12 protein-coding genes and 1 pseudogene are annotated in these 13,587 nt (G+C 58.7%); 8 read left to right on the top strand and 5 right to left on the bottom strand.

The features are described 5' to 3' along the window. Nucleotides 1-12: 12 nt before the first annotated feature. A complete protein-coding gene (locus NCN06_RS10475) occupies nucleotides 13-306 on the top strand; it encodes a hypothetical protein (protein ID WP_226398850.1) in 294 nt (97 codons plus the stop codon). On the opposite strand, the gene NCN06_RS10470 is transcribed toward NCN06_RS10475, so the two are convergent. Together NCN06_RS10470 and NCN06_RS10465 are read right to left on the bottom strand one after the other, a co-directional pair. Further along, a complete protein-coding gene (locus NCN06_RS10470) occupies nucleotides 244-1,068 on the bottom strand; it encodes a carbohydrate ABC transporter permease (protein ID WP_115025307.1) in 825 nt (274 codons plus the stop codon). The genes NCN06_RS10475 and NCN06_RS10470 overlap by 63 nt on opposite strands. A 10-nt stretch (nucleotides 1,069-1,078) precedes the next feature. After that, the gene (locus NCN06_RS10465) at nucleotides 1,079-2,701 is read right to left on the bottom strand and encodes a 2-isopropylmalate synthase (RefSeq protein ID WP_226398851.1); all 1,623 of its coding nucleotides are present in this window, start codon (nucleotides 2,699-2,701) and stop codon (nucleotides 1,079-1,081) included. 109 nt (nucleotides 2,702-2,810) lie between these two features. On the opposite strand from NCN06_RS10465, the gene NCN06_RS10460 reads away from it, so the two are divergent. Together NCN06_RS10460 and NCN06_RS10455 are read left to right on the top strand one after the other, a co-directional pair. Beyond that, a complete protein-coding gene (locus tag NCN06_RS10460) occupies nucleotides 2,811-4,379 on the top strand; it encodes a glycoside hydrolase family 57 protein (protein WP_226398852.1) in 1,569 nt (522 codons plus the stop codon). A gap of 114 nt (nucleotides 4,380-4,493) precedes the next feature. Further along, a complete protein-coding gene (locus tag NCN06_RS10455; RefSeq protein WP_250398909.1) occupies nucleotides 4,494-5,390 on the top strand; it encodes a glycosyltransferase family 25 protein in 897 nt (298 codons plus the stop codon). A gap of 9 nt (nucleotides 5,391-5,399) precedes the next feature. Here NCN06_RS10455 and NCN06_RS10450 read toward each other — a convergent pair whose 3' ends face one another. The 3 genes from NCN06_RS10450 to gyrA form a co-directional block, all read right to left on the bottom strand. Then, entirely contained in the window at nucleotides 5,400-5,924 is a 525-nt protein-coding gene (locus NCN06_RS10450; protein WP_226398854.1) for a hypothetical protein, read from the bottom strand. A gap of 255 nt (nucleotides 5,925-6,179) precedes the next feature. Further along, the gene (crtL, locus tag NCN06_RS10445) at nucleotides 6,180-7,433 is read right to left on the bottom strand and encodes a lycopene beta cyclase (protein ID WP_250398908.1); all 1,254 of its coding nucleotides are present in this window, start codon (nucleotides 7,431-7,433) and stop codon (nucleotides 6,180-6,182) included. A gap of 2 nt (nucleotides 7,434-7,435) precedes the next feature. After that, nucleotides 7,436-10,039, bottom strand: a complete 2,604-nt coding sequence (gyrA, locus tag NCN06_RS10440; protein ID WP_226398856.1) for a DNA gyrase subunit A — start codon at nucleotides 10,037-10,039, stop codon at nucleotides 7,436-7,438. A gap of 92 nt (nucleotides 10,040-10,131) precedes the next feature. On the opposite strand from gyrA, the gene NCN06_RS10435 reads away from it, so the two are divergent. The 5 genes and pseudogenes from NCN06_RS10435 to rsmD all read left to right on the top strand — a co-directional run. Further along, nucleotides 10,132-10,671: a CAAD domain-containing protein gene (locus NCN06_RS10435; RefSeq protein WP_226398857.1), complete on the top strand. Its 540-nt coding sequence runs from the start codon at nucleotides 10,132-10,134 to the stop codon at nucleotides 10,669-10,671. A 48-nt stretch (nucleotides 10,672-10,719) separates the two neighbouring features. Further along, nucleotides 10,720-11,883, top strand: coding sequence for a GuaB3 family IMP dehydrogenase-related protein (locus NCN06_RS10430; protein WP_226398858.1), 1,164 nt, complete (start codon nucleotides 10,720-10,722; stop codon nucleotides 11,881-11,883). A gap of 182 nt (nucleotides 11,884-12,065) precedes the next feature. Continuing rightward, on the top strand, nucleotides 12,066-12,389 hold the full coding sequence (gene trxA / locus NCN06_RS10425) for a thioredoxin (RefSeq protein ID WP_006851354.1): 324 nt from the start codon (nucleotides 12,066-12,068) through the stop codon (nucleotides 12,387-12,389). 26 nt (nucleotides 12,390-12,415) lie between these two features. Next, a complete protein-coding gene (gene hisH, locus NCN06_RS10420) occupies nucleotides 12,416-13,057 on the top strand; it encodes an imidazole glycerol phosphate synthase subunit HisH (RefSeq protein WP_226398859.1) in 642 nt (213 codons plus the stop codon). Then, nucleotides 13,054-13,587: pseudogene (gene rsmD, locus NCN06_RS10415) on the top strand (16S rRNA (guanine(966)-N(2))-methyltransferase RsmD); the annotation flags it as partial. The gene hisH and the pseudogene rsmD, both read left to right, overlap by 4 nt.

Genomic DNA, 13,587 nt, shown 5'->3' with positions numbered 1-13,587 from the left:
TCGGGAGGTCGCATGCTGTTGAAACTGATCAGCTGCGGCAGCCTCGCTCTTGTGAGTGTTCTTGTCGTAACGCTGCTGAAGGGATTGCAACAGCAGGATCAACGCATCCATGCGCTGCAAGAACGGATCCATCAGCTGGAGCAACAAACACCAGACCATGCCCACAGCGACCTGCTCAGCCAACAGATGGGCTTGATGCAGGAACGCATGGATGCCTTTGCGGCCATGCGCACGTCCATCAACTCATCCCTTCACAGCATCCCCGCTGGCATTGGGCAGGATGAAGCGCTGCAACAGCACGAATAGCAATAGAACCGGAAGGATTGACACCACCGATCCGGCCGCAACGATCCGCCAATCCAGTGAAAAGCTGCTGGACAGCTGCTGCAGCCCCAAAGGGAGTGTGTAAAGCGATGGGTCGTCAAGAATCACCAGAGGCCAGAGAAAATCACTCCAAGTGCCGATGAAGACAAACATCGCCAGGGTGATGAGATCAGCTTTGGCAGCCGGGATCATCACGTTCCACCATTCCCCCAAGCGACTGCAACCGTCGATCCGTGCCGCCTCCTCGAGTTCCTTGGGAACGCCAAGAAAGCTTTGGCGCAGGAGATAAAGACCAAAAGCGGTGGCCGCCTGGGGGATCACCAAGGCCAGCAGGGTGTTGCGCAACCCCAACTGAACCATCAGCAGATACAGCGGAATCATCACCACCTGAAAAGGAATCAGGATCGTGGCCACCACCAAGCCCAGCACCAAGCCTCGGCCGGCGAAGCGCAACCTGGCCAAGGGGTAGGCGGCAAGGGAGCAGAACAGCAGGTTGGCCAGCACCGCCAGGCCACTCACCACGGTGCTGTTGAACAGATAGGTGGTGAGGGGATTGTCTTGAAACAGCCGGACGTAGGCATCGAAGCTCGGCTGGGCGGGCAACAACGCCGGCGGACTGCTGAAGATGTCTTCCGCCGGACCCTTGAGCGAGGTGCTCACCAACCAGAGCAACGGCGTGAGCACCAGCAGCGCAAGAAGAATCAGCAGCACCAGCTGAACAGCCCGGGCGGTGGAGGTGCGCATGGGGTCGGCTCTAGAGCGTCGGTCGGGTCTCCAGAACAACAGGATCCTTCTGCGGATGCAATGACTGGCGCTCCTCACCGGCCACCAGGCGATTAAGAGCATTCACAAAAGCCATCGCCGCTGCCACCACCACATCGGTGTCGGCAGCGTGGCCGGAATAGAGCGCACCGTTGCGTCGCAGGCGGATGGTCACATCGCCCATGGCATCGATGCCCTCGGTCACCGACTTAACCGAAAACTCGATCAATTCATTGGGCACACCCGCCAGATCGTTCAAGGCACGACAGACGGCATCCACAGGACCGGTGCCCACCGCCGAGCCTGTGGTCTCACTGCCCTCTTCATCGAGGAGCGTGACGGTGGCGGTGGGGCGCAGGCTGCTTCCGCAGCTGACCTGAACCAGCTTCAACTGGAAGCGGGCTTCAGGCTGCTGCACCTGTTCGCTGACAATCGCCTCCAAATCACGGTCTGTGATCTCCCGCTTGCGATCAGCGAGTTCCTTGAAGCGAGCAAACGCCTCATCGAGATCCTCACGGGTGAGGTCGTAGCCCAGCTCCTCCAGACGGGCGCGAACGGCACTACGACCGCTGAGCTTGCCGAGAGAGATGCGGTTGTCAGACAACCCCACGGTCTTGGCATCGATGATTTCGTAGGTCAGGCGGTTCTTGAGCACGCCGTCCTGGTGAATGCCGGATTCATGGGCGAAGGCGTTCGCACCGACGATTGCCTTGTTGGGCTGAACAACCATCCCGGTGAGATTCGAGACCAGCCTGGAGGTCTTGGTCAGCTCTTCGGTGCGTACGGCCGTCAGTGGCGTAGGGCTTTCCTCATCCCGTCCGAAGAACGGGTTGTAGTAGCGACGCCGCACATGCAACGCCATCACCAACTCCTCGAGGGATGCATTGCCGGCGCGTTCGCCAATGCCATTGATCGTGCATTCGAGCTGACGGGCGCCGTTCTTGACCGCTTCGAGGAAATTCGCCACCGCCAGACCGAGATCGTTGTGGCCATGCACCGAGATCACGGCATCGGCGATGTTGGGCACGTGCTGATTGATGCCCGCGATCAGAGCACCGAACTCCGACGGCGTGGTGTAGCCAACGGTGTCGGGAATGTTGATCGTGGTGGCACCCGCAGCAATCGCCGCCTCAATCACCTCGTAGAGGAACTCCGGATCACTTCGCCCTGCGTCTTCACAGGAGAATTCAACGTCTTCCACAAGCGAGCGGGCATAGCTCACCATCTCGGGAACGATGCCCAGCACATCGGCACGGCTTTTGCGCAGTTTGTGCTCGAGGTGAATGTCGCTGGTGGCAATAAAGGTATGAATGCGGCGACGCGGCGCCGGTGCAACCGCATCGGCGCAGGCCTTGATGTCTGCCCTCGATGCCCGGGCCAGACCGCAAATAATCGGACCGTTGTCCCCACCGACCTGCTGGGCGATCCGCTGCACAGCGGCAAAATCACCGGGACTGGCGAAAGGGAATCCAGCCTCGATCACATCCACGCCGAGCCGAGCCAGCTGCTGGGCGATGGCCAGCTTCTCCTCAAGGTTGAGGCTCGCCCCCGGAGACTGCTCACCATCCCGCAGGGTGGTATCAAAAATCAGGACGCGACCGGGGTCCTTGGCCATGGAAGGGGCTCCAGCGGAGGTCTTAGTCGGAATGACTATGAGTTAACTCATCTTAGTTCAGGCATGGAGATGGAATCGGATTAAATTCAGCCACCGTTTGGGCTTGTTCGTGACCAAAGGCGCTGTCGCCCTGGTGTTGCATGCCCATCTGCCCTACGTGCGATCGGCAAAACCAGGCTCTCTGGAAGAGGACTGGTTTTTCCAGGCACTGATTGAGTGTTACCTGCCCCTGCTCGAAGCGCTGGAACAGGCCAGCGCAGACCCAGAGCAACACCCCAAACTCACCATCGGCTTATCGCCGACGCTGCTATCGCTGCTGAGTGATCAAGACCTCAAGCAGCGCTTTCCCCAGTGGCTGAACGAGAGGCTCGCGCTGCTGCCGAAGGCGGATCCTGCGCTCCGCGATGGCGCCGAGCATCTGGCGGCGGCCATCAAGCGACACAAAGCGGCATGGCAGGACTGCGATGGTGACTTGATCCAGCGTTTCGCAGCCCTTCAGCGCCAGGAGGTGGTCGATCTACTCACCTGCGGCGCAACCCATGGCTACCTCCCCCTGCTGCGCCATCACCCGGAAGCGGTGCGCGGTCAACTGCGCACCGCGGTGCGGGAACACCAGCGCCTCGTCGGGGAATCGCCTCTGGGGGTCTGGTTGCCTGAATGCGCCTATTACGAAGGGCTGGATCGCTGGATGCGCGATGCCGGGCTCCGCTATGCCGTGCTGGACGGCCATGGGCTGCTGCATGGCCGGCCCCGGCCCCGCTACGGGGTGTACGCCCCGATCTGCAGCCGTAATGGGGTGGCCTTCTTCGGGCGTGACAGTGATGCAACCCTGCCGGTTTGGTCCGCCAAGGACGGTTACCCCGGCGATCCCCACTACCGGGAGTTCCATCGCGATCTGGGCTGGGACCTGCCCATCGAAGAGCTGAAGCCACTGGGCCTCGACCAACCGCGCCCGCTCGGCATGAAGCTGCATCGGGTGACCGATCACAGTGCACCGTTGGACCGGAAACAGCCCTATGAACCGGGGGTGGCGGCTGAACGGGTGAAAGAGCATGCAGCCGATTACCTCCAGGGCCGCCGGCGGCAGCTGGATCAGCTCGACCGTGCCATGGATGTGTCCCCACTGCTGGTGGCCCCCTTCGATGCCGAACTCTTCGGCCACTGGTGGTTTGAAGGGCCAGCATTTCTGAGCCAGCTGTTTCAGCAGGCTCCTCAGCAGGGGGTGAGCTTCACCCGGCTGCGCGACGTGTTGAACAGCGTTGGCCAGCTCCAGCTCTGTGACCCCTCCCCCTCAAGCTGGGGACAAGGGGGCTATCACGACTACTGGCTGAACGACAGCAACGCCTGGATCATCCCGGAGTGGGAACGGGCCAGCGCAGCAATGGTGCAGCGCTGCAGCCGCGGGGTGGGCAGCGAGCAGGCCATGCAGTGGCTGCAGCAGGCCGCGCGAGAACTGTTGCTGGCGCAGTCCTCCGACTGGAGCTTCATCCTCCGGGCCGGCACCACCACCGAACTGGCCAGAGACCGGGTTCAGCGACACCTGGGTCGCTTCTGGCAGCTGATGCAGGCGATCGACGGCAGCATCGAACTGGCAGAGGGCTGGCTCGAAGAGGTGCAGATGGATGACCGCCTGTTCCCGCTTATTCAGCCATTAGACTGGGCCAAAATCGCTAATTAAAATTTCATTAGCAATAGAACCCAAGCTTTAATCTCAGACTTAATTATCGCGCACAAACTCATCCAACAAAGCACTATTATTTCTGGAAAATGAAGGCCAACAACCAAGGAAAAGATGGCATCAATTGAAGGTCGAATAATCAGCCTCATTGAGGCAAAGTCGCGGCAACAGAATATTTACAATAACCTAAAAAGTTTAAAACAATTTCATAATTACCAATTCTTCACAGCTATCCGCGGATCAGACAGAAAACTCGAGAGGCGAGGACTCAGCAAAGGAGAACATGGTCTCTGGCAATCTGTTTTGAGCATTTTAGATGACACCAAAAACATCAAGGGCAACTATATTCATTTACTAGAAGACGATGCTGTAATTAGCGATCAATTCTTTCGATGGGCAGAGAATCTACCCGTCAAAGCCGGAACCGCGCATATTTATTTCACAGACATGTGGGTCGGCAAACAGAATTTTAGCCAGCTCAAATCAATTTCAACTGAGGCTAAAAAATCTAACAAAATATTCTTAGTCAAGGATAAGGGCTATAGCGGCTGCACCTCTTCATGGCTCATCCATAAAGACCATATACCCCATGTAAGATCGCTTCTAAAGCATGGATTCCAAGAAGCCTCCAGAGCAAGAATCCCAATCGACAATTTCATTCGCAGTCTTATATACAAAGGACAGATACGGGTAAAAATATCGCTACCATTTTTGACCAGCATTTGCCTCAAAGATCAATATAAAAGCTCTATTCAGGACTCCAGCACTGAATCAATTTTAGCAACACGTCTATTCGAATGCTTCCTCCGCCGCAGGCTGAGCGTCCTTAGCAGACCACAAGACCTCAAGGCTCTACAGTATGTTTTAAATGCATTTATGACTACGAACGAAATAGACGACTGGATTGAAGAAATCCTTATACCCTTCTTCGAAAGAAACAACAAGTATCGATACACAGTAGACACAAGATTAGCCGGCGAACCAAGAAACGAACAATCCTCCCCTCACTAATTTTTGACTTCAGACAACACAACTTCGAAAGTCTTTAAGAGATAAATCATTATTCACCACCGCATTGGATACTTTTTCAAATAGAGCTACGTTTTCATTTAAACGACCTTGAAATAAATGGAAAACCAAGTCTTGATAAATAGTACCTATACCAAAATAACCGTAATTTCCGAGGCTCCACTCCCCTTCAGACGAATAATGATGAAAAAATCTTGGATACCAAGCCCTATACCGCAACCCAATTTCTTCAGCACGCCAGCTTAATTCCTCAGCCACGTCACCTCGCACTGTCGGAGAGCAACTGGGTCGACCCATGCTGATCCATCCAACTCGGCTAATAGCAAGAAACGCTGGAGCAGCAAAAATATGTTGACCGTGATTGATATGGTTGGATGCCTGTGCAAGACCAAGAAAAGATCGGCGATTCGCAGCAAAGCCAATTGCACTCCTTACAGCTTCGCGCTTTAAAGGAAAACAATCATTATCAACAAATAATATAACATCCGCTTTTGTATCTCTAAGAACCCCATCCATCCATTGAGAATGATCTGCACGGAGAGAATGCCGTATCAGTGGAAATCTAAATTTCTCAAAAACTCGATCTTGACACAAGGCCAGCCTAGGTTCGCTATCCGGCCACGACAATGAATGAATTTCGGCAGAGATCTTTGCCAAAAACAAATTACCTATTCTAAAGAAAATATATCAGCCGAGAAAGGTCTCAGCTCTATTGATTAAGAAGATAAATGAATTGACATGCATCAAAAATATTTGCATCCACAAAATGAGCTAATGATTTGTTCGAACCCAGGTCGGCGATTGAGCTGGGGCCGCCCCCAACACCAACCCCCGCCGCAATTCCCAGGGCGAAAGGGCAAACAAGCGCAGCATCACTCCCATCAAGCGCGGCAGCGGCAGGGTGTTGGTGAGGAAACCAAACCAGTCGTCCCGCGGCAAGGAAAAGAAGGTGGCGAAGTGGGTGCGCAACAACGCTTCGTTGAATCCCATCAACCGGCCCAGCCCGAACTGATAGAGCTGATGGCGTAGCACCAGTTCCAATGGCCAGAGCGCCTGCCATCCCCGTTGCGCCAAGGCCGCTGATCCCAGGGCGGGATTGGCAAGGGCTTCGGCAATCGCCTGGGCCAGATCAGGGCCCCGCCGCAGCAGCGATCCCACCATGTAGCCCGAAGCCGGATGCACCATGCTCGCCGCTCCACCGAAAGCCAGCACCGGCTGACTGCGATCGGGCAACGGCAGGTTCATCGGGAAGAGGCAGAACTCTTCATGGATCACCTCGGTGATCTCCACGCCCCGCTGATCCAAGCGCTGCTGCAGCCGTTGCTTGAGCACCTCGTAGGGAACACCCGGTGCCAAAGCGAGTGAGGTTTCTTCCACGAAGAACACCCCATCACCAAAATCCATCGCATAGAGAAAGGTGGGCGGTTCACGGCGCTGCGCTTCGCTGAGGTGATTGCAGCGGTAGTCCATCAACACAAAGCGACCTGGCTCGATCGGCGGTTTAGAGAAGCGCCCCACCACGCCGTAGGCCGCCTGGCCCGCCACCGGCCCCTGATCGGGGCGGCGAATGTGGGGTGTGCGGGAGCCGGAGGCATCGATCACCAAGCGCGCCGTCAACGTGGTTCCCGATGCACAGCTGACGCTGGTTGTTGGTCCACTCACCTCCACACGTTCTGCGCTGTCCTGACGCCATGTCACCCCTTGAGCCCGCGCCAGCCAGTAGTGCTGTAAGGCAGCCCGATCGAATAATCCGTAGTCAATTCCATGGCCATAGCTCTGATCCTGAGCCGTTGTGCCGCCTGCGCCGAAATAACTGACGGTGTCTTTCCAGCGGTGCTCCAGCAGCTGCTCGAGCCCCACCGCTTTGAGTTCATCGGCCCAGATGCCGTAGGTGTTTGGCCAAGGAGCGTCGACCGGTTCGGGAGCGATGCCGGCAACAGCCACTCCCCGTTGATTCAGTTCAGAAGCGATGCAAAGGGCGGCAGGACCGCCCCCCAGCACCAGCACATCCACCGGCTCAGCCAAGGTCAGCTGTCCTGCGCGTCTGATCCGGTGTCTTCCGATGCAGTGGTGTCGTCGTCAGCAGATTCGTCTTCAGCTTCTGGCGGCACCAGCACCACCTTGAGCAGCCGGTCACCTTTGTCCAGCTTCTGTAGACGAACACCCGTGGCAGCCCGCGACTGCTGGGGAATGGCATCGGCGCTGGTGCGCACGATCACCCCCTTCTCGCTGACGAGGAGCAATTCCTCACCGGCACCGAGCACGCTCAGGCCCACTAGCTGATCGGCCTCGGTGCGGAACTTCATCGCCCGCAGGCCCATGCCGGCCCGCTTCTGCAAGCGGAATTGCGTCACCGGCACCCGCTTGCCCAGACCCGAAGCCGATGCCACGAGCACCCAGGGCCCCTCGGTGGCGGCATCCTCTTCTTCCTCTGCGCTGGCGGCCACCTGATCGGCGAGTTCCACCGGAAGCACATCCATGCTCACCAGGGCATCGCCATCGCGCAGGTTCATCGACCGCACGCCGCGGGCCGTACGGCCCAGGGGCCGCAACTCCTCATCACTGAGGCGGAAGTGGATGGTCATCCCGGCTTTGGAGCCGATCAAGACGCTGTCGCCGGGCACCGCCAGGCGCACCCAGGTGAGGGCATCGCCTTCCTCCAGGTTGATGGCGATCAGACCATTGGAGCGGATGCTGCTGAAGGCCGAAAGGCGGGTGCGTTTGATGAAGCCACCTCGCGTAAGCATCAGCAGATCGGTGTCGTCGCTGAACTCCGACACCGGAATCAACGTGGTGATCGCCTCTTCCCGGGGAATCGGCAACAGCTGCACCACCGGGGTGCCCTTTGCCGTGCGGCTGCACTGGGGCACGCGGTAGGCGGGAAGCGCGTACGACACACCGCGGTCGCTGAACAGCACCAAGGTGTCGTGGTCGTTGCAGCTGATGAACAGCTTCACCGCATCCTCACCCTGGCTGCGGGTTCCGGCCTTGCCGCGGGTGCCGCGGCTGGTGGCCTCAAATTCGCTCACCGGCATCCGCTTGAGGTAACCGGTCTCAGTGAGCAGCACCACCGAACGCTCATTGGCGATCAGATCGATGTCGGAGAGCCCACCGCCGAGGTCAAGGATCTCCGTGCGACGAGGGATGGGGTAGCGCTCCTGCAGCTGACCGAGCTCGTCCTGGATGATGCCGAACACCCGCTCACGCCGGCTAAGGATGTCCTTGTAGTCGGCGATCTTGGTGACCAGATCCTCGTGTTCAAGACGGATCTTGTCGGCTTCAAGGGCGGTGAGACGACGCAGCTGCATCTGCAAAATCGCGTCGGCTTGGATGTCCGAGAGGCCATGGCGTTCCTGCAGCTGTTGGCGTGCAGTTGCCGTATCGGGAGCGGCCCGGATCAAGGCAATGATCGGGTCCAGCTGATCGAGGGCAAGCAGCAGGCCCAGCAGGATGTGGTCGCGCTCTTCGGCCTTGCGCAGCAGGTAGCGGGTGCGGCGCTCAATCGTCTCGACCCGGAAGTCGAGGAACACCTCGAGCATCTTTCGCAGGGTGAGCAGGATCGGCTCGCCGTTCACCAGCGCCAGCATGTAGGCACTGAAGTTGGCTTGCAGAGGGGTGAGCTTGAACAGGTTGTTCAGCACCACCTGCGGGTAGGCGTCACGGCGCAGTTCCACCACGATCCGCATGCCATCGCGGTCGCTTTCATCGCGGATGTCGGAAATCCCTTCGAGCTTTTTGTCGTTAACCAGCTCGGCGATGCGCTCAATCAGTGCCGCTTTGTTGGTTTGGTACGGAAGTTCCGTGATGATCACGGCATCGCGATCGGGGCGCCCCGGCACCTCAAGCGTTTCAATGTTTGCCACGCCGCGCATCGTCACCGAGCCGCGGCCACCCAGATAGGTGTCGCGGATGCCATCACGACCGAGGATTTGACCGCCGGTGGGGAAATCGGGGCCAGGGATCAGCTGGATTAACTCCTGATCGGTGATCTCCGGGTTCGCGATCAACGCGAGCAAGCCATCAATCAGCTCATTGAGGTTGTGGGGCGGAATGTTCGTCGCCATGCCCACGGCGATGCCCGCCGAACCATTCAGCAGCAGTTGCGGGATCCGGGCGGGAAGCACGGTTGGCTCCTGCTGGGAACCGTCGAAATTGTCGGCGAAATCAACCGTCTCAGCCTCGATGTCCTCCAGCAGGCTGTCGGTGGTCAGCGCCCGCAACCGCGATTCGGTGTACCGCATGGCGGCCGGTGGATCGTTGTCCACAGAGCCGAAATTGCCATGCCCATCGATGAGGGGCATCGACATGGAGAAGTCCTGGGCCATCCGCACCAGGGCGTCGTACACAGCGGTGTCGCCGTGGGGGTGATATTTACCGAGCACCTCGCCCACCACACGGGCGCATTTGCGATATGGCCTGTCGCTGGTGAGGCCCAGCTCATACATCGCGTAAAGGATCCGTCGATGCACGGGCTTGAGACCATCGCGGGCATCGGGCAGCGCCCGGCCCACGATCACACTCATCGCATACTCCAAATAGGAGCGCGACATCTCGTTGCGTAGGTCCGTCTGAATAATCCGATCGTCGGAACCGCCAGGACCGCCGCCGACAGGCCCCACAGAATCCGTCATACGTGCATCAGACGTCCTTTAACAGTCTATCTCGGACAGTGGAAGCAACAGGAAAACTCCGGATAAAATCCCAACCGCTTTGCACTGACGTGATGGGTCCTGTCGACGAGCCTCGCCCTGAAGCCGAAACCCCAGGCAGCGACCCCACGCCAACTCCTGCTCCTACTCCCGTCAATAGTCCGGAGCCAGCACCAACACCTGAGCCCACGCCAGCACCGGCACCAACCCCCGCGCCTACGCCGGACCCTGTGATCGCGTCCACCGTCTCCATCCCTGCGCAGGACGCTTCAGATCAGGACGGCTCAGATCAAGACGGAGGTGAATGGGAGCTGCTGGTGGGCAAGGCCAAAGCCTGGGTGGAGCAGAACGATCTTGCTCAGCTCTGGACCAAAGCCCAGTTGCCGCTGCGGGTGATTGGAGGGTTGATTGCCTTCGCCCTGGTGGCGAAGGTGTACTCCGGTGTGCTCAACACCATTGACAGCCTTCCTCTGGCTCCAGGCCTTCTTGAGCTCGCCGGCCTGATCTGGTTGATGAATTTTGCTCTTCGCAACTTGATCAGGAACAGCGACCGGGACAAATTCATCACGGCCACCCGGTCAACCTGGAGCCGTATCACGGGCCGCTCGAGCTGAAGCGATCATCCCGATTGGTAGCTTGATCAGACTTCATTAAGTCGCGCGGTGGACATTCAGCTCGGACGCTCAAAGACCGTTCGCCGGGCCTACGGAATCGATGAAATCGCTCTGGTGCCTGGGGGTCGCACGGTTGACCCCGAGGTCACAAACACCCGTTGGAAACTCGGGGGCATCGAGCGGGAGATCCCCATCATCGCCAGCGCCATGGACGGCGTGGTGGATGTGGACATGGCCGTCCGTCTGTCCCAGCTCGGCTCCCTTGGCGTTCTCAATCTGGAGGGGGTGCAAACCCGATATGAAGACCCCAACCAGGTTCTGGATCGCATCGCAGCCGTCGGGAAGGACGAATTCGTCCCACTGATGCAGGAGATCTACAGCCAACCGGTTCAAGAAGTACTGATCCGCAAACGCATCCAAGACATCAAGGCCCAAGGAGGCATTGCCGCCGTGAGCGGAACCCCGGTAGCTGCTCTGCGTTTCGGCAAGGCCATCGCCGAAGCAGGAGCCGATCTGTTCTTTGTGCAGGCCACCGTGGTTTCGACGGATCACATCGGTCCTGAAGGCCAGGAGACCCTTGATCTAAAAGCCCTCTGTCGCGACATGGGCGTCCCCGTGGTGATCGGCAACTGCGTCACCTATGACGTAGCCCTGCAACTGATGCGTGCTGGTGCGGCGGGCGTGATGGTGGGAATCGGACCGGGTGCCGCCTGCACCTCCCGCGGCGTTCTCGGTGTCGGAATTCCACAGGCAACAGCGGTTTCAGACTGCGCGGCCGCCAGGGCCGACTACGAAAAGGAGAGCGGTCGCTATGTACCGATCGTTGCTGACGGTGGCATCGTGACCGGTGGTGACATCTGCAAATGCATCGCCTGCGGGGCCGACGCGGTGATGATTGGATCGCCCATTGCCCGTGCGGACGAAGCCCCCGGCCGGGGCTTCCACTGGGGGATGGCAACGCCAAGCCCAGTGCTGCCTCGTGGCACCCGCATCAATGTTGGGAGCACAGGAAGCATCGAACGCATTCTCCGCGGCCCTGCCAAGTTGGACGACGGAACCCACAACTTGTTGGGGTGTCTCAAAACATCCATGGGAACCCTTGGCGCCCGGACCATCGAAGAAATGCAGCAGGTCGAGGTGGTCGTTGCGCCTTCATTGCTGACGGAAGGGAAGGTTTACCAAAAGGCCCAGCACCTCGGGATGGGCAAATAGAGCAGAGCTAGGCTGAAGCGTGTGCGGGCTTAGGCCCACACACTCCTCACACCCCCCAGCCCGGCGCGATCGGGCTTTTACTCTTTATGGAGAGCGACTGTCACAAGTTCCCTTCTTGACAGGGAAGGGGCGTGTTTTCGCTCGAAACGGTTGCTAAATTCTCCCTAAATCTTCCTGCTCATATGTCTAGCGCCGCTGCCGTTACCGATGCTTCCTTCGAGCAGGACGTACTCCAGAGCGACGTGCCGGTTCTTGTCGACTTCTGGGCGCCCTGGTGTGGACCCTGCCGGATGGTGGCTCCGATCGTCGAGGAAATTGCCAAAGAATTTGACGGACAGATCAAAGTCTTCAAGCTCAACACTGACGAAAATCCCAACGTCGCCAGCCAGTACGGAATCCGCAGCATTCCAACCTTGATGGTGTTTAAGGGCGGCCAGAAGGTCGACACGGTTGTGGGCGCTGTTCCCAAGGCAACCCTGTCGGGCACCATCTCCAAATACCTCTGAATCTGTCTCCAGATCGGAGAGATCGGTTGAGTCTGAACCTCGGGTTGATCGATTACGGCATGGGCAATCTCCACTCAGTGGAGAAGTGCCTAGAGCGTCTTGGTGAAAGCTGCAGGCTGATCAAAGACGCTGACCAGCTCGATGGCATTGATGCTCTGATCCTTCCTGGGGTAGGGGCTTTTGATCCCGCCATGGCCAACCTCAGGGCCACAGGGCTAGTGCCCCACTTGCTGCGCTGGGGTCATGACAATCGCCCCTTGCTTGGGATCTGTCTCGGCCTGCAGCTGCTGTTCGAACACAGCGACGAAGGAAGCGATCCCGGCCTCGGTCTCCTGGCCGGAAGGGTGAAACGTCTCCCCCGTGGCAGCGGCGAACGGATCCCCCACATGGGCTGGGCCCCGTTAAGGCATCACGGCAATTGCCCACTGCTCAACAGCGAAATCCCCTCTGAATGGGTGTATTTCGTCCATAGCTACGCCGCAGTTCCCACCGATCGGAATGACTTGAAAGCCACGGCCGCCTTCGGCGATCAGGAGGTCACTGCTGTTGTCTGGAAAGGCCGGTTGGGAGCCTGTCAGTTCCATCCGGAGAAGTCGTCAGATGCCGGAGAACAAATGCTGCGACGCTGGTTGACCTGGCTGCAGCGCGGGGCCGAGCCCATCCGATGAGCGGTGGCGGGCAACTTCGGCTCAGCGGCGGTCGACGTCTGCAAAGCCCTGGAGGACGCGCCACAAGACCCACCACCTCCCGAGTCCGTGAGGCGGTGATGAACATCCTCGCGCCGCGCTTGCAAGATTGCCGCTGGCTGGATCTATGCAGCGGCAGTGGGGTGATGGGCTGCGAGGCGCTGCAACGGGGTGCACGCTGCGTGGTGGCCGTCGACCAAGACCCGCAGTGCATCCGAATCACTCGCGCCAACCTCAGCACGGTTGCAGCTGGTTGTTCACCGACGCCCGAAGTGCTCACAGAACGTCGAGAACTGATCGGATGGCTGCGCAGAGGATGGAGCAAAGACCCCTTCGACATCGTCTACTTCGACCCTCCCTACGACCAAGGCCTCTATGAACCGGGCCTTGATGCGATCGCCCAAGGGAATTGGCTTCACCAGGACTCTCTAGTGGTTTGCGAACACAGATCAAACCTGAATCCCGTACCGGGCTCAGGCTGGTCTGTTCTTGATCAGCGCCGCTACGGCATC

The organism is Synechococcus sp. MU1648 (assembly GCF_023630615.1).
GTDB lineage: Bacteria > Cyanobacteriota > Cyanobacteriia > PCC-6307 > Cyanobiaceae > Parasynechococcus.
The sequence above is the reverse complement of the archived record's forward strand: the minus strand, read 5'-3'. Positions and strand labels throughout refer to the sequence as shown.